The sequence below is a fragment of the Streptomyces sp. NBC_00090 genome (assembly GCF_045160815.1).
GTDB lineage: Bacteria > Actinomycetota > Actinomycetes > Streptomycetales > Streptomycetaceae > Streptomyces.
Map to the genome: position 1 here is coordinate 804,417 of NZ_CP108224.1, position 17,933 is coordinate 822,349.

General features: G+C 73.0%; 17 protein-coding genes and 1 pseudogene. 13 read left to right on the forward strand and 5 right to left on the reverse strand.

Annotation, left to right across the window (positions count from 1 at the left end):
• Positions 1–98 precede the first annotated feature (98 nt).
• Genes OG361_RS03525 through OG361_RS03535 form a run of 3 tightly spaced genes read left to right on the forward strand, consistent with a single transcriptional unit; the run spans position 99 to position 2,151 of the window.
• On the forward strand, positions 99–782 hold the full coding sequence (locus OG361_RS03525) for a glycosyltransferase family 2 protein (RefSeq protein WP_384559704.1): 684 nt from the start codon (positions 99–101) through the stop codon (positions 780–782).
• The gene (locus tag OG361_RS03530) at positions 779–1,411 is read left to right on the forward strand and encodes a DUF2064 domain-containing protein (protein WP_405851796.1); all 633 of its coding nucleotides are present in this window, start codon (positions 779–781) and stop codon (positions 1,409–1,411) included. The genes OG361_RS03525 and OG361_RS03530 overlap by 4 nt, the downstream gene beginning before the upstream one ends.
• Positions 1,408–2,151: a methyltransferase domain-containing protein gene (locus OG361_RS03535; RefSeq protein WP_405851797.1), complete on the forward strand. Its 744-nt coding sequence runs from the start codon at positions 1,408–1,410 to the stop codon at positions 2,149–2,151. Before OG361_RS03530 ends, OG361_RS03535 begins: the two co-directional genes overlap by 4 nt.
• Here OG361_RS03535 and OG361_RS03540 read toward each other — a convergent pair.
• Together OG361_RS03540 and OG361_RS03545 are read right to left on the reverse strand one after the other, a co-directional pair.
• A complete protein-coding gene (locus OG361_RS03540) occupies positions 2,106–2,537 on the reverse strand; it encodes a hypothetical protein (protein WP_405851799.1) in 432 nt (143 codons plus the stop codon). The genes OG361_RS03535 and OG361_RS03540 overlap by 46 nt on opposite strands.
• Positions 2,538–2,542: 5 nt before the next feature.
• On the reverse strand, positions 2,543–3,712 hold the full coding sequence (locus OG361_RS03545) for a molybdopterin-dependent oxidoreductase (protein WP_405851800.1): 1,170 nt from the start codon (positions 3,710–3,712) through the stop codon (positions 2,543–2,545).
• A gap of 114 nt (positions 3,713–3,826) precedes the next feature.
• On the opposite strand from OG361_RS03545, the gene OG361_RS03550 reads away from it, so the two are divergent.
• Positions 3,827–5,257 carry a glycosyltransferase 87 family protein gene (locus tag OG361_RS03550; RefSeq protein WP_405851801.1) on the forward strand — a complete coding sequence of 477 codons (1,431 nt, stop codon included), beginning with the start codon at positions 3,827–3,829 and terminating at the stop codon, positions 5,255–5,257.
• Between the two features lie 80 nt (positions 5,258–5,337).
• Here OG361_RS03550 and OG361_RS03555 read toward each other — a convergent pair whose 3' ends face one another.
• Positions 5,338–6,585 (reverse strand): NAD(P)/FAD-dependent oxidoreductase, encoded by a 1,248-nt coding sequence (locus OG361_RS03555; protein WP_405851803.1) that lies wholly within the window; start codon positions 6,583–6,585, stop codon positions 5,338–5,340.
• Positions 6,586–6,844: 259 nt separating this feature from the next.
• Between OG361_RS03555 and OG361_RS03560 the strand changes: the two genes are divergently transcribed.
• Together OG361_RS03560 and OG361_RS03565 are read left to right on the forward strand one after the other, a co-directional pair.
• Positions 6,845–7,285: an SRPBCC family protein gene (locus tag OG361_RS03560; RefSeq protein ID WP_405851804.1), complete on the forward strand. Its 441-nt coding sequence runs from the start codon at positions 6,845–6,847 to the stop codon at positions 7,283–7,285.
• A gap of 52 nt (positions 7,286–7,337) precedes the next feature.
• The gene (locus tag OG361_RS03565; protein ID WP_384559721.1) at positions 7,338–7,481 is read left to right on the forward strand and encodes a hypothetical protein; all 144 of its coding nucleotides are present in this window, start codon (positions 7,338–7,340) and stop codon (positions 7,479–7,481) included.
• Between the two features lie 96 nt (positions 7,482–7,577).
• On the opposite strand, the gene OG361_RS03570 is transcribed toward OG361_RS03565, so the two are convergent.
• The gene (locus OG361_RS03570) at positions 7,578–9,167 is read right to left on the reverse strand and encodes an alpha/beta hydrolase (RefSeq protein WP_405851805.1); all 1,590 of its coding nucleotides are present in this window, start codon (positions 9,165–9,167) and stop codon (positions 7,578–7,580) included.
• A gap of 597 nt (positions 9,168–9,764) precedes the next feature.
• Between OG361_RS03570 and OG361_RS03575 the strand changes: the two genes are divergently transcribed.
• Complete coding sequence (locus tag OG361_RS03575; RefSeq protein WP_405851806.1) at positions 9,765–10,364, forward strand: RNA polymerase sigma factor; 600 nt, start codon at positions 9,765–9,767, stop codon at positions 10,362–10,364.
• A complete protein-coding gene (locus OG361_RS03580) occupies positions 10,361–10,696 on the forward strand; it encodes a hypothetical protein (RefSeq protein ID WP_405851808.1) in 336 nt (111 codons plus the stop codon). Before OG361_RS03575 ends, OG361_RS03580 begins: the two co-directional genes overlap by 4 nt.
• A gap of 37 nt (positions 10,697–10,733) precedes the next feature.
• On the opposite strand, the gene pyrF is transcribed toward OG361_RS03580, so the two are convergent.
• Complete coding sequence (pyrF, locus tag OG361_RS03585; protein WP_405862047.1) at positions 10,734–11,240, reverse strand: orotidine-5'-phosphate decarboxylase; 507 nt, start codon at positions 11,238–11,240, stop codon at positions 10,734–10,736.
• A gap of 146 nt (positions 11,241–11,386) precedes the next feature.
• On the opposite strand from pyrF, the gene OG361_RS03590 reads away from it, so the two are divergent.
• The 5 genes and pseudogenes from OG361_RS03590 to OG361_RS03610 all read left to right on the forward strand — a co-directional run bounded on the left by OG361_RS03590 (position 11,387) and on the right by OG361_RS03610 (position 17,694).
• Positions 11,387–11,962: a PadR family transcriptional regulator gene (locus OG361_RS03590; RefSeq protein WP_405851809.1), complete on the forward strand. Its 576-nt coding sequence runs from the start codon at positions 11,387–11,389 to the stop codon at positions 11,960–11,962.
• Positions 11,963–12,111: 149 nt separating this feature from the next.
• Positions 12,112–13,848 carry an acyl-CoA dehydrogenase family protein gene (locus tag OG361_RS03595; protein WP_405851810.1) on the forward strand — a complete coding sequence of 579 codons (1,737 nt, stop codon included), beginning with the start codon at positions 12,112–12,114 and terminating at the stop codon, positions 13,846–13,848.
• Between the two features lie 153 nt (positions 13,849–14,001).
• Positions 14,002–14,559, forward strand: coding sequence for a GNAT family N-acetyltransferase (locus OG361_RS03600; RefSeq protein ID WP_405851811.1), 558 nt, complete (start codon positions 14,002–14,004; stop codon positions 14,557–14,559).
• 177 nt (positions 14,560–14,736) lie between these two features.
• Positions 14,737–17,493: pseudogene (gene lanL, locus OG361_RS03605) on the forward strand (class IV lanthionine synthetase LanL).
• A 45-nt stretch (positions 17,494–17,538) separates the two neighbouring features.
• A complete protein-coding gene (locus tag OG361_RS03610) occupies positions 17,539–17,694 on the forward strand; it encodes a VenA family class IV lanthipeptide (protein ID WP_384153012.1) in 156 nt (51 codons plus the stop codon).
• Positions 17,695–17,933 lie beyond the last annotated feature (239 nt).

The following is a 17,933-nucleotide window of genomic DNA, read 5'->3' on the forward strand; positions in this document are numbered from 1 at the left end:
CCGGCGTCCGGGTCCCCACGGGGTGACGTCCGCGTTTCGTAAGGACTCGTACGGCCCCGATCCGCCTCGCGATTCCTACGGTGGGAGGCGTGAAACCCATGACCGTAGATGTCGTCCTCCCCTGTCTCGACGAGGCCGAGGCCCTGCCCTGGGTCCTCGCCCGCATCCCCGCCGGATGGCGGGCCGTCGTCGTCGACAACGGCTCCACCGACGGATCGGGTGCCCTCGCGGCGAGCCTGGGCGCGACCGTCGTCCACGAACCCCGACGCGGCTTCGGCGCCGCCTGCCATGCCGGACTGCTGGCCTCGGAGGCCGAGTTCGTCTGCTTCTGCGACTGCGACGCCTCCCTCGACCCCGGCCTCCTGCCCGGTCTCGTACGCTCCGTGGCCGAGGGCCGTGCGGATCTCGTCCTGGGCCGCCGACGGCCCACCCGCCGGGACGCCTGGCCGGCCCACGCCCGTGCCGGGAACCTCGCCCTGTCGTGGCTGCTGCGCCGGCGCACCGGGCTCCGGCTGCGCGATCTCGGGCCGATGCGGGCAGCCCGCCGCGAGGCGCTCCTCGGTCTTGAGCTCTCCGACCGGCGCAGCGGCTACCCGCTCCAGACGGTCGTGCGCGCAGCGGACGCGGGCTGGCGGGTGTCCGAGGTCGACGTGCCGTATCTGCCCAGGTCGGGCCGGTCGAAGGTGACCGGCACCTGGAAGGGCACGTGGCAGGCCGTGCACGACATGCGGAAGGTCCTCGACGAGCCGGCGACCGCGACCGCCGGCGGTGTCCGCCTGTGACCACCCTCCTCGTCATCGCCAAGCAGCCGCTGCCGGGACGCGTCAAGACCCGCCTGACTCCTCCCTTCACCCCCGTCCAGGCCGCCTCCCTCGCCGAAGCGGCGCTCGCCGACACCCTCGCCGCGGTCTCGCGCGTCCCGGCCGCCCGGCACGTCCTCGTCCTCGACGGAGCGCCCGGCCCCTGGCTGCCCGCCGGCTTCACGGTGCTCCCCCAGGCCGCGGGCGGGCTCGACGAACGGCTCGCCGCCGCGTTCGCCTCCTGCGACGGGCCCGCGCTGCTCATCGGCATGGACACCCCCCAGGTCACACCGGAGCTCCTGGCCCCGGCGCTCTCCTGGGACCGTGCCGACGCCTGGTTCGGCCCGGCCGCGGACGGCGGCTTCTGGGCCCTGGGCCTCGCCGTGCCCGACCCCGCGCTGCTCCTCGGCGTGGCGATGTCCCGACCCGACACCGGCGCCGTCCAGTTCGAGCGGCTGCGCGCGGCGGGGCTCCGGGTCGGCGTGCTGCCGGTGCTGACCGACGTGGACACCGCCGAGGACGCGCGACGCGTGGCGGCCGAGGCGCCGGGCACCCGTTTCGCCGCCCGGCACACCGCGCTCGCGGCCGAGACGGCGGGAGTGGGCGCGTGACCGCGGTGACGGCCTGGCGCGCCGACCCGTACACCGACGCCCTGCGCAACGGGCGGGGGCCGCTCTTCCTGCGCCGGGACGACGGCTGGCTGCTGCCGCTGGAGGTCGAGCGCTGGTGCGAGGCGCCCGACCGCGCTGACCGCCGCGTGCTGGAGCGCTGCCGCGGGACCGTCCTGGACATCGGCTGCGGTCCGGGTCGTCTGGTGGCGGCCCTCGCCGCCGAGGGCCGGCGCGCGCTGGGCATCGACATCAGTCCGGAGGCCGTGGCCCGGACGGCCCGGCTCGGCGGGACGGCCCTGTGCCGGTCGGTGTTCGCTCCCCTCCCCGCGGAGGGGCGTTGGGACACCGCCCTCCTGATCGACGGGAACATCGGGATCGGCGGCGACCCGTCGGCCCTGCTGCGGCGCGTCGGGCAGGTGGTGGGCCCCACCGGGTTCGTCATCGCCGAATGCGCGTCCGTGGACGTGGACGAGCGCTGCGAGGTCCGGGTGGACGACGGCCGCGGCGGCCGGGTCGGTCGGGTCGGTCGGGTCGGTCGGGGCAGCCCGGACGGTCGGAGCGGCCCCGACGGTCGGAGCGGTGGGGGCGGCCCGGGGGCGCCGTTCCCCTGGGCCCGGGTCGGTACCCGGGCCCTGGCGCGCCACGCGGAGCGAGCGGGCTGGGCCGTGTCCGGGCGGTGGGACCTGGCGGGACGTCACTTCCTGGAGCTGGTTCCCCGGTCGTCCGCCGTACGCCGCTGAGCACGCGCCCGTCTCCGCCGCACGAGCAGCAGCGCACCGGACAGCGCGGCCACGGCCGCCAGGACGATCGCCAGGTTCCGCTCGTACGGCAGGGGCAGCGCCGACGGGTTGGGGGGCGCCCCCGGCCGGAGGAGCAGCGGAAGGGTCACGAACACCAGGCAGCCGGCGACCATCAGCGCCCCGCGCAGCGGGCCCCGGGCGCGACGGCCCACGAGCAGCAGCCCCACGGCGAGCACCAGCGGTGCGATGATCCCGTCGTGCAGGACGACCGCCCCGGCCAGCCACACCAGCACGTCCACCGGGTCCGGCTCGGACGCCACCAGCCACGCGCCGATGCCGATCATCACGAGTCCGAGCCCCCCGGCCGCGTACCGGATGACGCTCACGCCTCTCACAGCACCTCCAGCCGGTGCACCCACTTGGTCTGGAGGACGCCGGGCCTGTTGGGGGCGATCATCCGGGCCGGGAAGCCGTGGTCGAGGGAGAGCGTCCGTCCGTTGAGGGCCAGCGCGAGCAGGGTCAGCGGATCGTCGGCGTACGTGGCGCCCATCTCCGTCACCCGGTAGGAGCCGCTCACTTCCAGCGAGGTGACGCGCAGCGCGGAGTGCCCCGGCCGGCCGCCGGCGCGTGCCACGAGGTCCCGTACCCGCACCCCGTCCCACTCCGCCAGGACGCTCCACCCCTCCACGCAGGCGATCGGCAGCCGGACCCGCGCCAGGGGCAGGGCGCGCAGCGCGTCGAGGGTCAGGGTGTACGGGCGGGGGCCGGTGACCTCCAGCCGCCATGCCCCGAGGTCGCGCGCGGCGACCCCGGCCGCGGCCGCGGTCCGGTTGACCGGCAGCCCCTGCGTCCCGTGGTCGGGGTGGCGGGGCGCGAGGAGGTCGAAGGTCTTCAGCGGGGTGAAGGACTGCCCCACGGTCGTCAGGGTCACCGCGCCGACCGCGGCGCCCATGCCGATCAGCAGGGAGCGGCGGTCGTGGACGTCCTCGGCCGGAAGCCCGAGGGTGCCCGTCGAGCGCCGGCTCCAGTGCGTCCTGATCTCGGGGGCCTTGACCACGATGTGGAGCAGGACGGAGCCCGCGGCGATCCAGGCGACGGCGAAGTGCACCGGGACGAAGGAGAAGGGCCACGGATACCACTCGGCGATGTTGAGCAGTCCGCTCAGCACCTGGAAGACGGCCGCGGCGACGAGGACGGCGACGGAGAGCCGTTCGAGGGTGTGGCGCACCGACCGCACCGGCGGCCAGACGAAGAGCCGGGGGTACACCGCCCACAGTTTGACGAGGAGCAGCACGATCGCGGCCAGGCCGGTGGCGACGTGGAGCCCCTGGGTGAGCCGGTAGCCCCAGGTCGGGCGGGCGGGCAGGTGGTCGGCGAGCCAGTCGGGCGGCTGCTGGAGGTAGTGGCTGAGAAGGCCGGTCACGAAGCACACGGCGAAGGCCAGTCCGAGCCATCTCCCCACCGCGGTCGCCGTTCTGGCGTCGTGCAGACGGCCGGTGAAGCGCGGCGGGCGGAGCGCGGACGCGAGCCGCGGTGAAGGCCGGCGCGGGCGAGAGGTCATACCGCCCATCACACCGCCGGCGGCGGGCGTACGGACGGTTCGACACCTTACGAAACCCGAACGTCGCGACGGGTCGCCCGCCCGGAGGCCGTGCGCGCTGCCAGGCTGGCGGCCATGCCCCTCGTACGACCTGTCCTCCTCACCGCACTGCCGCTCGCTACCCTCGCCACCGCACTCGTCGCCCTCTTCGGGAGCGGCGCGCGGGGTGTCGGGTTCCTGGCAGGTTACGCGGGGGCCTGGGCGCTGTTCGCGGTGGCCGTCGTCGTCCTGCGCCGCGTCCCGGCGCGTGCGGTGGTCCCGCTGGTCCTCGCCGGGGCGGTAGCGGTCACCGTCACCGGCCTGGTCGCGCCGCCGCGGACGAGCACGGACGTGTACCGGTACGCGTGGGACGGGCGGGTGCAGGCCGCCGGCGTCTCCCCGTACGACCACGCGCCGGCCGACGCGGCGCTCGCCGAACTCCGCGACCCGTGGCTGTTCCCGGACGCGTCCGGGTGCGCCGAGCTCCGCGACGCCTCCTCGCTCCCCGGCGCCTCCGCCGGCACCTCGACCTCCGCCGGCGGCCCGTGCACGCGCATCAACCGCCCTGCCGTGCACACCGTCTACCCGCCGACCGCCGAGGGCTGGTTCCTCCTCGTCCACGGCCTGTCGCCGGCCGAGGCCCGGCACAAGGTCCTCCAGACGGGCGGCGCCGTCCTCTCCCTCGCCGTCACCGGCCTGCTCGTCGTCGTGCTGCGCCGCCGGGGCGATCCGCGCCGGGCCGCCTGGTGGGCCTGGTGTCCGGCCGTCCCCGTGGAGGCGGTGAACAACGCCCATGTCGACGCCCTCGCCGTCCTCCTCTCCGTCGCCGCCCTGGTCGTGGTGGCCCGGCGGCGGGTGGTGGGCGGGGTACTGCTCGGCCTGGCGATCGCGACGAAACTGCTGCCCGTACTCCTGCTGCCCGGGGCGTTGTCGGGCGTGCGGCGACCACGCGCGGCCCTGGCGGTCCTCGTCCCGGTGCTCGCGACGGTCGCGGCCCTGTACCTCCCGTACATCGTCCTCTCGGAAGGCTCCGTCCTCGGTTACCTGGGGGGATACGCGGAGGAGGAAGGGTACGAGGACGCCGGCGCGGGCGGCCGGTTCGCGCTCCTCCGGATCGTCCTGCCCGACACGTGGGCGCTGCCCGCCGCCGTGCTCGGCACGGCCGTGGTCGCGGGGTCGGTCCTGCTGCGCGGTGACCCCGGACGTCCCTGGCGCGGCGGCGTTCCTCCTGCTGACCCCCGGCTACTCCTGGTACGCCCTGCTCGTCGTCGCCCTGGTGGCGCTCGACGGCCGCTGGGAGTGGCTGGGCGTGGCCCTCGCGGGGGCGGTCGCCTACCTCGCCGTGCCCGTGGCCGGGGGCTGGGTGGTGACCGCCTCCTACGGTCCGGCGGCGGTGGCCGTCTGCGCGGGGTGGTGGCGCCGGAGGGCGCCGGACCAGGAGGTGCCGGACATGCCGTCCGGACGGACCGCATCCGTTCCGCGTCCTTGAGCCGAATCGTTCGACCGGTTCACTTCACCAGCTCCTGAACCGTTGACGCGAGCCCCCGCACGGGCCGGTGAAGCACGGTCGGCACCGGCCGCGGTGGGCCGCGGCTGCGGTGGGCCGCTTACCCGCGCCCCAGATCGGCGATGACCTCCCTGGCGGCCCGGCCCCCGGAGGCCAGGGCGCCCTGGAGCGATCCCGTCGCCCGATGGTCGCCGCAGACGTACCTGCCGGGTGCGAAGCGCGTGGTCCGCGAGAGGACGAGCGGCGGGCGCATCACCGGAAGGGCGTCACGGACGGTGACGCGGTGCAGCGCTTCCCAGTCCCCCGACTCCGTGCCGTACACCTCGCCGAGGGCCACGCGGACGGCCTCCTCCTCCGCGGGCCCGGGGGAGCCGAGGACGGAGGTCGACACGAGCGCCCGCCCGTCGCTGGAGTACCCGGGCTGGACCTCGGTGAGGACGCAGGTGTTCAGGAACCGGAGCTTCGCGTCGACCACGAGCGTCGGCTCGGCCAGCGGTGACCGCTCGGCCGCGTGGTAGAGGGTGGTCACCGTGCGGCCGCGCCGCACGTCGAGGCCGGGCAGCAGCCGTGCGGCCGCGCCCTGTCCGGTGGCGACCACGACGGCCCGCGCCGACACCTCCTCCCCGTCGGCCAGGACCACGCCTCCGGGGGTCAGCGAGGCCACCGGCGAACCGGTCCGCAGGACGCCGTCGGGCAGCCGGGAGGCGAGCTGCGCGGGGACCGCGCCGATGCCGCCGGCCGGCAGGCACAGCGTGCCGCGCAGCATGCTCCGCCAGACGAGGTGGAAGAAGCGTGCCGACGTCTCCATCGTGTCTTCGAGGAAGACGCCGGAGAGGAAGGGGCGGAGGAAGCCCTCCACGAGTGCGGGCGAGATGCCCGCCTCGGCGAAGGCCGTGAGGGTCGTGACGTCGGGTCGACGACGGAGCCGCGCGGCGGGCAGCAGCATGTCCCCCGCGGACAGCACGCCCAGCGCGAGGAGGTCACGGGCCGAGACCCCCTTGCCGGGCAGGAAGCCGCCGGTCGCGCGGGAACGGCGGGTGGGATCGGTGAACCGGAGGCGCCCTTCGCCGGTGTCCACCAGTACGCCCGCGGTGAACGGCCTCAGCCGTAGCGCCCGGCGATCGATGCGCCGCTTGACCTGCGGATAGGCGGTGTTGAACACCTGGAAGCCACGGTCGAGGGTGAAGCCCCCGATCCGGTCCGTCCGCATCCGTCCGCCCACGGTGTCCCCGGACTCCAGCAGGCGGACCCGCAGACCCGCGGCGACCAGATCGGCCGCACACGCCAGGCCGGACGCGCCGGCCCCGACGACCACCACATCCCTGAGTCCACCGTCGGACGCGCCCACAGCCGTCACCACTCCTCGTCGGGTCCGCACAGCCCCCTGCGATCCGCACGTTACGCCCGCGAGGCGGGCTCCCCGGGGAAGGACGCGGCGCCCGGGGGCCACGAGGTGCTCACCGGCCTTTCGGCGCATCCGCGAGGAGCCCGGGCGGACCGGTGCCGGATGCCCGCATCCGCCGAGGGCCCTCCGGAGGAAAGAGAGGCGTCGAGAGAGATGTCAGAGATACCCGGCATGCCGGTAAGGGCGCCGCAGGAGGTACGAAGTGATCACCGTGCGAAGGAGCTTCCGCCTCGCAGTTCCCCTGGACGATCTGGTCACCTACCTGGAGGACTTCGAGCGTACCGAGGAGTGGGATCCCGGCACGGTGCGCTGCGTCCGGATCGACGAGGGTCCCGTACGCCCGGGCTCCACCTGGCGCAACACCTCCCGCTTCCGCGGGCGTACCAGCGAGCTCCTCTACCGTCTTCAGGTCCGGGACCCCGCCCACCTGGTGTTCGTGGGGACGAACAAGACGGTGACCTCGACCGATGACATGGTCTTCGAAGCCGTGTCGCCCGGGCAGACCCTGCTGACGTACCGCGCCTCTCTGCGGTTCAAGGGCCTGGCGAGACTGGCCTCTCCTTTTCTGAGAGCGGAGTTCGAGCGGCTCGCGGACGAGGTCGTCGAGCGACTGCCGTCGGCCGTCGCCGCACGCCGCCCCTGACCACCCCGGTGCTCCCGCACGGTCCGACGACGGAGCGGAGGAGGTGAAGGACATGACTGACGAGGAGTTCCGCCTCCTTCAGGCGCAGGCCCGCCGCGAAGCATCCAGGAACGTCTTTCCGGCATCCGGCTCCGACGACGACACGCCTTATGACGTCGCCGCACGTCACTGCGAGAACGGCGCTTCCGCGCACTGATCCCCGACGCCCGACGTGGGGCCCTCCCGAGGTGCGAGGACCCCACGTCATGGGCGCGTGGCGACACCGGTCAGGAGCGGTGCGGTGCCGCCGGTCCTACCGCTCCTGAACGCCCGGAGGTACCGGCAGCGGGAGCTGCAGACGGTTCCGGGCCTGGCCCGACGGTGCCCGGCAGGTCAGATCCTCGGCCGGCAGCCTGCCCGTCGTCAGATAGGCGGTGGCGGTCTTGTCGGCGCAGGACTTGGAGCCGTAGACGCCGTGGCCCTGGCCGCCGAGGACCGTGACCATCCTGGATCCCTTCATGGCCCGGCGCAGTCCCTGCCCGCTGACCAGCGGTGTCTGGGAGTCCCACTCGTTCTGCAGGATGAGCGCCCTGACGGAGTTGTTCACCTTCGTGGCGGGCTCGGCCCCCTTCTGCCAGAACGCGCACGGCTTGATGTGGGACGCGAAGTCGCCGTACAGCGGATACCTGGCCTTGTCGCGGATCGCGTCGCGGCGGTACTGCTCCGGGTCGCGAGGCCAGGCGCGGGTGTCGGCGCACACCACGGCCCAGAAGCTCGCGTCCATGTTGTCGGACGGCACGGCGCGGGCGAACGACGGCGGCACGGGGGCGGGCGACGTGCTCCGCCGCGAGGGTGCCGGCGTCGAAGGCCCGCCCGCCGCCGCCTTCTTGAGCCGGGCGACCGTCTCGGCGGCGTACGTCACGTCGAAGAACATGGCCCGCCCGGCGCGGATGTCGTCACCGGTCAGGAGCGTGCCGTCGAGGTCGACGGGCTTGCGGTCCGCCTGCGCGACCAGGTCCCAGAAGGTCCTGCCGACCTCGGCCGGGGTGGAGCCCAGCCCGTACGTCGCGTGCCGCTCGGCGGTCCACTCGCTCCACCGCGCGAACGCCGGCTCCGCGCCCTCCGCCCACACCTGGATCATGCCCCGCCAGATCCGCTCCGGGTCGACCGCGCTGTCCAGCACGAAGCGGTCGGCCCGCCGGGGGAACATCTGCGTGTAGACGGCGCCCAGATAGGTGCCGTAGGAGTACCCGAGGTAGGAGATCTTCTTCTCGCCGAGCACGGCACGGATCACGTCCATGTCCCGTGCGGAGTTGCGGGTGGTGAGGTGGGGCAGTACGCCTCCGCCCTTCGCCCGGCACTTCTCCGCCACGGTCCGCGCCCACCGGACGTCCTTGCCGAACGTCGCGGCCTTGTAGGGACGCTGCCAGTTCCGGTCGTCGTCGTTCAGACCGCAGCTCACGGGGGAGCTCCGGCCGACGCCCCGGGGGTCGAAGCCGATGAGGTCGTACTGCTTCTTCACGGCGTCCGGCAGCTCCGGCGCCAGCCACAGGGGCATGTCAAGGCCGGCGCCGCCGGGGCCGCCGGGGTTCAACAGCAGTACGCCGCGCCGGTCCTGGGCGCTGGTCGCCCTCGTCCGGGACACCTCGATGTCGAGCTTCCTGCCGTCCGGGCGGGTGTAGTCGAGCGGCACCTTGACCGTCGCGCACTCGAAGTTCGCCGGCGCTTCGGCGTCGCAGCGCTTCCAGCGCGGCTTCTGCTGCGTGTACGGCTTCAGGGCATCGGCAGCGGCGGCGGCCCTGGGCGCCGGGGCGGCCGCGGAGGCGACGGCGGGCGTGAGCGCGGGCACGAGCGCCGCGACGGCACTGATGGCCACGACGGGTGCTATTCGTCTGTTTCGCACAGTGAGTCAGATCCTTGTGGGAGGTGGACTGATCTGTCTCATGCACCTTTGCTCAGAAGGAAGTTGGGCGAATCCCCCGCCGGGACAGCGCGGTGTCCGACCAGAGGAGGAGCGCGGGCCGCGGAGATGGTTCCCGAGGCGGAGAACCCAACCGGCCGTTTTCCCGTGCACCTTGCTCGACGATTACGCCCGAGCACCACGATCGACCACCTCGCCCGAGCACCACGCCCGACAACCTCGCCCGTGCACCACGATCGACGGCCTGGACTCGTTCCTGCCGGACTTGTCGTCGGCCCCTGCTACGCCCGCGTCACCGGAGCGGACGGCACCGACTCCTGGCGGCAGGTCCTGCGCGCGCTCTGACGGTTCGAAGAAAACTTCGGCCGGAGGTGAATCCTTTCCGGGCCTCCCCGTCTCTTATCCGTGTACCGGCCGAACGGGCCGGCGGAACCAGGAGGAAACACCCATGGTCACCACCCTCGTCGTCATCGGAGTCCTGCTCGTGGGCGCGTGCAGCTGGCACCTGATGCGGCGCTACAACAAGGGCCGAAACTGATCAGCGCCGACGCACGGACGCCTTCCAGGTATGAGTAGCGCATGAACCAACGTTTCCCCTGGCCGGACGAGCGGCTGATCAAGGCCGCTCAGGACGGCGACGTCACGTCGCTCACCACCGTCGTCATGGAGTCGCAGCCCCATGTGCGCAAGTTCGCCATATCGCTGTGCGCCTCGCCGCAGGACGCGGAGGACGCGGCGCAGGAGGCCCTGATCATCCTCTACCGGAAGATCGGCACCTTGCGGGCCACCGGCGCGCTCGCCTCATGGATGTTCCGGATCGTGCGCAACGAATGCCTCCGGCAGGTACGGCTGCTCGTCTCGCGGAGAGACGAGGCGTCGACCGAGCCGGAGGCCTCCGCGGAACCGTCCGCGGAGGAGGCGGTGCTGCACAGGCTGGAGGTGGAGCGGATCGCGGCGGCGGTCAGCGCCCTCCCCCGCGACCAGCGACAGGTGCTGATCCTGCGGGACGTACAGGGCCTGCCCGGCAGGGCCGTCGCCGATTCGCTCGGACTGAGCAGCGCCGCGATGAAGTCGCGGCTGCACAGAGCGCGCGCGGCACTGCGTCACGCACTGGAAGCGGCCGACCCAGCACCCGATCAAGCCATCGGCCAACCAGTCGAAGGAGACTCGCGACCATGAACGTCGTCAACACCGTGAAGCCCGTGAAGCCCGCGCAGTCAGCGGCGCCCGACATGAACTTCGCCAGCAAGTCCGTTCCGCGCCATCTGGCGCGGGGCGCCATCGGTTTCGGGCTGATCATCGGCTCCGTCGCCATGGTGCCCGTCGCCGGCCCGGCCACCCTGCTGGCGGCCCCGCTGGCCCTCATCGCCTTCCGTGGCTGCCCCACCTGCTGGATGGTCGGCCTGGCGCAGACCATCTCCCGCGGCCGTCTGGAGCGGCAGTGCGTGGACGGCGTCTGCACCCTCACCAAGGCGCACCCGGCGGCGAAGGCCGCGGGGGAGCCTGGCTAGACCGCCGGAGACGCCCGGCCCGGCCACGGCATTCGGTTCACGCAACGAGGTTCGCGCGGACGAGCCGTACAGCGGCGACCGGGTCCGCGGCTCGTGTGACCGTCCGGCCCACGACGACATGCGACGCGCCGGCCGCGATGGCAGCGCGCGGTGTGCCGGGACGCGCATGATCGGCCGCGGTCTCGCCGGTGAGTGTGACTCCCGGCGTCACGATCAGCGCGTCGGCACCGAGCTCGCCACGCAGCGCGGCGGCTTCCTGCGGCGAGGCGATCACGCCGTGGCATCCGGCACGCCGCGCCAGTCGGGCCAGCCGGAGCACCTGTTCCTCGGCCGGGACGCACACGCCGACGTCGGCGAGGTCCGAGCTGGTCATGCTGGTGACGACGGTCAGGGCCAGGACTCGAAGGCGGGGAAAGTCGCGGGCCGCGGCGACCGCCGCGGACATGATGGCGGTGCCACCCATGCTGTGCACCGTCACCATGGACACGCCCAGCGCGCCCGCGGCGCGGACGGCGCCGGTGGCGGAGTTCGGGATCTCGAACAGCTGGCCCGGCCTCGGTGAGTGATGGTGAGCGGTGTGGCCCCAGGGACGGGTCGTGCGAGTCCATCAGGGCCTTGGGTCGGGTGAGCCGTGTCTCACCGGAGTGGGCGATCTTGCTATGCACCGAGTTGCATAGCAAGATCGGGGCCATGGCGCTCGAACACGCGATCCTCGTGTCGCTCCTGGAGAAGCCCGGATCCGGCTACGAGCTGGCCCGGCGCTTCGAGCGGTCCATCGGATACTTCTGGACCGCCACCCACCAACAGATCTACCGGGTGCTCAAGCGCATGGAGAGCGACGGATGGATCGCCGTCCGGGAGGTGCCGCAGCAGGGCCGCCCGGACAAGAAGGAGTACTCCGTCGTGGACCTCGGCCGGGCGGCGCTCTCCACCTGGCTGCACGCGCCCATCGAGCCCGAGAGCGTCAGGCACGACCTGGCCGTCAAGATCCGGGGCGCGGCCTTCGACGATCCGGCCGCCCTGATCCGCGAGGTGGAGCGGCACCGCCGGGCGCACACCGACCGGCTCACCCACTACCTCGCCGGCGAGGAACGCGACTTCACCGGCTCCGGGGCACCCCCCGCACCGGGCCCCGGCGAGCCCCTCGACAGCGAGCGCGAGCTCCAGCACGTCGTGCTGCGCGGCGGCATCGCCTACGAGCGGATGATGATCGCCTGGCTCGACGACGTCCTCGCCACCCTCGGCCGGTTCGACTCCTCGCACTGAGCGCGCCACCGCCGCTCCGTGGGCTCCGTGGGCCCCGTCGGCTCGTGAAATCGGCCCGCTCCCTCCACTCCCCCTCGCCCCCTTCGAGCCCTCGACCTCCCTTTCCCTGCCCTGCCCTGCCCTCACCTCCCAGCCGAAAGGCGGCACCGATGACCGACACGCTGCTGTTCAACCCGCGGACCTACGACCCCGCACACTTCGACCCGGAGACCCGCAGGCTGCTGCGAGCCACCGTCGACTGGTTCGAGGAGCGCGGCAAGCGGAGGCTGATCGAGGACTACCGGTCCCGGGCCTGGCTCGGGGACTTCCTCTCCTTCGCCGCCAAGGAAGGACTGTTCGCGACCTTCCTCACCCCGTCCTCCGCCGCCGACGCGGAAGGTGGCGAGGCCGGGGCCGACAAGCGCTGGGACACCGCCCGTATCGCCGCCCTCAACGAGATCCTCGGGTTCTACGGTCTGGACTACTGGTACGCCTGGCAGGTCACCATCCTCGGCCTCGGCCCGGTCTGGCAGAGCGACAACGCGGCGGCCCGCGCCCGCGCGGCCGAACTCCTCTCCCAGGGTGAGGTGTTCGCGTTCGGCCTCTCCGAGAAGACGCACGGCGCCGACATCTACTCCACCGACATGCTCCTGGAGCCCGACGGCTCCGGCGGCTTCCGGGCCACCGGCTCCAAGTACTACATCGGCAACGGCAACGCCGCCGGACTCGTCTCCGTCTTCGGCCGCCGCACCGATGTCGAGGGCCCCGACGGCTACGTCTTCTTCGCCGCCGACAGCCGCCACCCCGCGTACCACCTCGTCAAGAACGTCGTCGACTCGTCGAAGTACGTGAGCGAGTTCCGCCTCGAGGACTACCCCGTCGCCGCCGAGGACGTCCTGCACGCCGGCCGCGCCGCCTTCGACGCCGCGCTCAACACGGTCAACGTGGGCAAGTTCAACCTGTGCACCGCCTCCATCGGCATCTGCGAGCACGCGATGTACGAGGCCGTCACCCACGCCCAGAACCGCGTCCTCTACGGCCGCCCGGTCACCGCCTTCCCGCACGTGCGGCGCGAGTTGACCGACGCGTACGTCCGGCTCGTCGGCATGAAGCACTTCAGCGACCGCGCCGTCGACTACTTCCGGACCGCCGGTCCCGACGACCGCCGCTACCTCCTCTTCAACCCGATGACGAAGATGAAGGTGACCACGGAGGGCGAGAAGGTCATCGACCTGATGTGGGACGTCATCGCCGCCAAGGGCTTCGAGAAGGACAACTACTTCGCCCAGGCGGCCGTCGAGATCCGCGGACTGCCCAAGCTGGAGGGCACGGTCCACGTCAACCTGGCCCTGATCCTCAAGTTCATGCGCAACCACCTCCTCGACCCGGTCGCCTACGAGCCCGTCCCCACCCGCCTCGACGCGGCCGACGACACCTTCCTCTTCCGCCAGGGGCCGGCCCGGGGCCTCGGGTCGGTGCGGTTCCACGACTGGCGCGCCGCCTACGACGCGTACGCGCACCTGCCCAACATCGCCCGCTTCCGCGAACAGGCCGACGCCCTCTGCACGTTCGTCGCCACCGTGGCGCCCGACGAGGAGCAGAGCCGCGACCTCGACCTGCTGCTCGCCGTCGGCCAGCTCTTCGCGCTGGTCGTCCACGGCCAGCTCGTCCTGGAGCAGGCGGCGCTGACGGGCCTCGACGAGGACGTGCTCGACGAGCTGTTCGCGGTGCTCGTACGGGACTTCTCCGCGCACGCCGTCGAGCTGCACGGCAAGGACTCCGCGACCGAGCCGCAGCAGCTCTGGGCGCTGGGCGCGGTACGGCGTCCCGTCGTGGACGAGGCGCGCTCGGAGCGCGTCTGGCAGCGCGTCGAGGCCCTGTCGGGCACGTACGAGATGGCTCCCTGACGGTGACATCGTGCGCGGACCGGCCGTCCCCCGGCCGGTCCGCGGCTGCCGGGTAAGATCCAGAAGCTTCAGCGAGCCGTGGTCACGGGACGTGAGTGGCGCGGCCCGCGAGTGCGGCGAGCGCATCCGCGAGACCGTACGAGGGGGCATCACATGACGCAGCAGGAGACCGTCGCGACAGAGCGCATGGACGGATCAGCCGCAGCGCAGGCCGGGGACGCGTTCAGGGTGATCTATGCCGAGGCGTTCGCCGAGCCTCCCTACAACGAGACCGAGGACGACGTCGCCGCCGCCTTCCGCCGTTTCCCCTCCCAGACCAGCAGGCACGCCTTCCGCGCCGCCTTGGCCCGTACCGAGGACGGCGAGCCGGTCGGCATGGCGTACGGCTACCCGCTCGCCCCCGACACGGGCTGGTGGGACGAACTGACCGAGCCAGTACCCGACGACATGCGACGGGAGGACGGGCACCGCACCTTCGGGCTGATGGAACTCGCCGTGCGCGGACCGTGGCGCGGGCAGGGCATCGCGCGGCGTCTGCACGAGGCGCTGCTCGACGGCACGGAGGCCGAGCGGGTGTTGTTGAACGTCCACCCGGGCAGCAGGGCGGCGTCGGCCGCCTACCGGGCGTGGGGATACCGCAAGGTCGGCGAGGCGCGGCCATGGGGGACGGTCGCGGACCTCCATGACGTGATGCTGCTCGACCTGCGCTGAGCCTCCGCCCGGCACACCGGCGTCCGTGCGCCTCCCTCTGCGCTGGGCGCGCCCATGGGTGGGACTGCAGCACCGTGCGCTCGCCGGATCAAGTGAATCCGGGCGGGTGCATGTTGGTCCGCATATGTCATCGGGCACGTTCCGACCAGCGGTTCTCACCGTTGAGAGGGACACGTAATGACGAGCCACGCAACCGAAGTTGAGCTGGAAGACCTTCTCCTCCAGGCGCTGGACGCCACGGGTACGGGCGCGCGCTGGACGGCCGCTACGGACGAGATGTGGTGCCGTGTCGTGCCCGGGTCCGGCACGCGACGCGAGCCGCGACGCGAGCAGGGATGGAAGCTGCATCTGTCGGCGACGGCCGCCTCCGCGCCGACGGTCCTCGCACGGGCACTGGACGTGTTGCTGCGGGCGGAGTCGGCGTTCAAGTTCGCCCGGTCGCTGGAGCAGGTGAGTGCGCTCAACTCCCGTGCCACGCCGCGGGGAAGCTCGGGAAAGTTCATCACCGTCTATCCGCTCTCCGACGCCGACGCGGCTCGGCTCGCCGGGGAGCTGCACCGGGCCACGGAGGGGCTGGTCGGTCCGCGGATCCTGTCCGACCGGCCCTACGCAGCGCACTCCCTGGTGCACTACCGCTACGGCTCCTTCGTCGGCCGGCGGCGGCTGTCGGACGACGGCCTGCTGGTGTGGTTCATCGAGGACCCCGACGGCAATCCCGTGGAGGACAGGCGCACCGGCGAGTACTCCCCGCCCTCCTGGGCGGTCTGCCCGTTCCCCGCCTCCGTCCCCGTCCCGTCGTCGTCGCGATCGGCGGACGCGGCGAGCGGTCCGGTGGTGCTCGGTGGTCGTTTCGCGGTACGGGAGGCGATCCGGCACACGAACAAGGGCGGCGTCTACCGGGGCAGCGACGTCCGCACCGGCGCCCCCGTGGTGATCAAGGAGGCCCGGCCGCACGTGGAGGCCGACGCCTCCGGCTGCGACGTCCGCGACTGGCTGCGCGCCGAGGCCCGGACGCTGGAGAAGCTCAGCGGTCTGGGGCTGGCTCCGGATCCGCTGGCGCTGTTCGAGCACGGCGGGCACCTGTTCCTGGCCCAGGACGAGGTGCCGGGCGTCACCCTGCGCACCTGGGTCGCCGAGCACTTCCGCGATGTCGGCGGCGAGCGCTACCGCGCCGACGCACTGGCACAGGTCGTGCGCCTGGTGGACCTGGTCGCGGCGGCCCACGCCCGCGGCTGCGTCCTGCGGGACTTCACACCGGCCAACGTGATGGTGCGCCCGGACGGTGAGCTGCGCCTCATCGATCTGGAGCTCGCCGTCCTGGAGGACGAGGCCGCCCTGCCGACCCGAGTGGGAACTCCCGGCTTCAGCGCCCCGGAGCGTCTGGCCGACGCACCGGTGCGGCCGACCGCCGACTACTACAGCCTCGGCGCCACCGCGTGCTTCGTCCTGGCGGGGAAGGTGCCGAACCTGCTGCCCGAGGAGCCTCCCACCAGGGCTGCGGAGCAGCGGCTCGCCGCATGGCTGACCGCTTGCGCGGGGCCGCTCCGGCTGCCGGACGGCCTGGCGGAGATGATCCTCGGGCTGATGAAGGACGATCCCGCCGAGCGGTGGTCGCCGGCCAGGGCCCGCGAGGCTCTCCGGCGGGCGGCCCCGGCGCGACCGGGGAACCGTCCCCTCCCCCGCCCGGCACGGACCGACGGCCCGCACGATGCGGTGACCGGGATCGTGGAGCACCTCATCGACTCCATGACTCCGGCGGACGACCGGCGGCTGTGGCCCGTCTCCACCATGGCCGGGGAGACCGACCCGTGCACCGTGCAGCAGGGCGCGGCCGGTGTCCTGGCCGTACTGACGCGCTACTGGCAACTCACCGGTGACGCCCGCCTCCCCGAGCTGCTCTCCACCGCGGGCCGCTGGATCGCGGGCCGCACCGACATCCGCTCCACCCGCCCCGGCCTGCACTTCGGCGGCCGCGGAACCGCCTGGGCGCTGTACGACGCCGGGCGCGCCCTCGACGACCGCGGGCTCACGGACCACGCACTGGCTCTGGCGCTGGCCCCGCAGCAGGTGACGCCCCATCACGACATCACCCACGGCACCGCGGGCAGCGGGCTGGCCGCGCTCCACCTGTGGCACCGCACCGGTGATCCGCGCTTCGCCGAACTGGCCGTCGACGCGGCCGACCGGCTGGCCGCCGCCGTACGGCGTGATGCGACGGGAGTGAGCTGGGCGGTTCCCGCGGAGGCCGCATCCTCGGGGGCCGCTTCCCCGGCAGCCGCATCCCCGGCAGCCGCATCCCCGGAGACCGCATCCCCGGAGACCGCATCCCCTGAGGCCGGCAAGCGCTACTTCGGCTTCGCCCATGGCACGGCCGGCATCGGCTGCTTCCTCCTCGCCGCCGCGGCCGTCTCGCAGCGCCCGGAGCACAGGGAGCTGGCCGTGGAGGCCGGCGAGAGCCTGCTGGCCGGCGCCGTACTCACCGGCGAGGCAGCCCAGTGGCCCGCCCAGGCCTAGGACCCGCCCACGGCCCCGTACTGGTGCCACGGCGCGGCGGGCATCGGAGCCTTCCTCGTCCGGCTGTGGCAGGCGACCGGGGACGACAGGTTCGGCGACCTCGCCCGCCGCAGCACGCACGCCGTCACGGAACGCGCCTCCCGCGCCGCCCTCGCCCAGTGCCACGGACTGGCGGGCAACGGTGACTTCCTTCTCGACATGGCCGACGCCACAGGTGATCCCGTCTACCGCACCACGGCCGAGGACCTGTCCCGCCTCATCCACTGCGAGAGAGCCGACCGCCACGGCCACGTGGTCTTCCCCAACGAGTACGGGGACGTCTCGACCAGCTGGAGCGACGGATCCGCCGGAATCCTGGCCTTCCTCCTGCGGATCCGTCACGCCGACCCCCGGCACTGGATGGTCCAGTTGCCGGCCTGAGCGGCAGGAACTCTGTCGCCAGCCCACAGAAAGAAGGAGAACCCCATGGAGAACAAGGACCTCGAACTGCTGGCCCGGCTCCACGCCCTTCCGGAGACCGACCCCGTCGGCGTCGACGGAGCGCCGTTCGCCGCGACGTGCGAGTGCGTCGGCCTGCTGACCCTCCTCAACACCGTCTGTATCGGCATCAGCTGCGCCTAGGGCGCGTGTCGAAAGTCCCGCCTGCCCGGCGGCGCCCGGCACGCACGCTCGCCGCGTTGTCGGGATCACCCCGATACATCCAGTATCGGGGCGACCCTCCGCCTTGCGATCGCACGCACCGGACACCGCCGGGCCTGCCCTTCGGGCAGACGGCGCCACTTTCGACACACGCCCTAGGACAGCCGGCACCATCCGGCCGGTGGCTGTCCCGGGACAGCCACCGGCCGGAGCGGCGGCCT

What these genes read in the sequence shown, in the direction of transcription:
- OG361_RS03525 (WP_384559704.1), top strand. Translation starts at nt 99, where the DNA reads ATGACCGTAGATGTCGTCCTCCCCTGTCTCGACGAGGCCGAGGCCCTG.
- OG361_RS03545 (WP_405851800.1), bottom strand. Translation starts at nt 3,712, where the DNA reads ATGACCTCTCGCCCGCGCCGGCCTTCACCGCGGCTCGCGTCCGCGCTC.
- OG361_RS03550 (WP_405851801.1), top strand. Translation starts at nt 3,827, where the DNA reads ATGCCCCTCGTACGACCTGTCCTCCTCACCGCACTGCCGCTCGCTACC.
- OG361_RS03565 (WP_384559721.1), top strand. Translation starts at nt 7,338, where the DNA reads ATGACTGACGAGGAGTTCCGCCTCCTTCAGGCGCAGGCCCGCCGCGAA.
- OG361_RS03575 (WP_405851806.1), top strand. Translation starts at nt 9,765, where the DNA reads ATGAACCAACGTTTCCCCTGGCCGGACGAGCGGCTGATCAAGGCCGCT.
- OG361_RS03580 (WP_405851808.1), top strand. Translation starts at nt 10,361, where the DNA reads ATGAACGTCGTCAACACCGTGAAGCCCGTGAAGCCCGCGCAGTCAGCG.
- OG361_RS03590 (WP_405851809.1), top strand. Translation starts at nt 11,387, where the DNA reads ATGGCGCTCGAACACGCGATCCTCGTGTCGCTCCTGGAGAAGCCCGGA.
- OG361_RS03595 (WP_405851810.1), top strand. Translation starts at nt 12,112, where the DNA reads ATGACCGACACGCTGCTGTTCAACCCGCGGACCTACGACCCCGCACAC.
- OG361_RS03600 (WP_405851811.1), top strand. Translation starts at nt 14,002, where the DNA reads ATGACGCAGCAGGAGACCGTCGCGACAGAGCGCATGGACGGATCAGCC.
- OG361_RS03610 (WP_384153012.1), top strand. Translation starts at nt 17,539, where the DNA reads ATGGAGAACAAGGACCTCGAACTGCTGGCCCGGCTCCACGCCCTTCCG.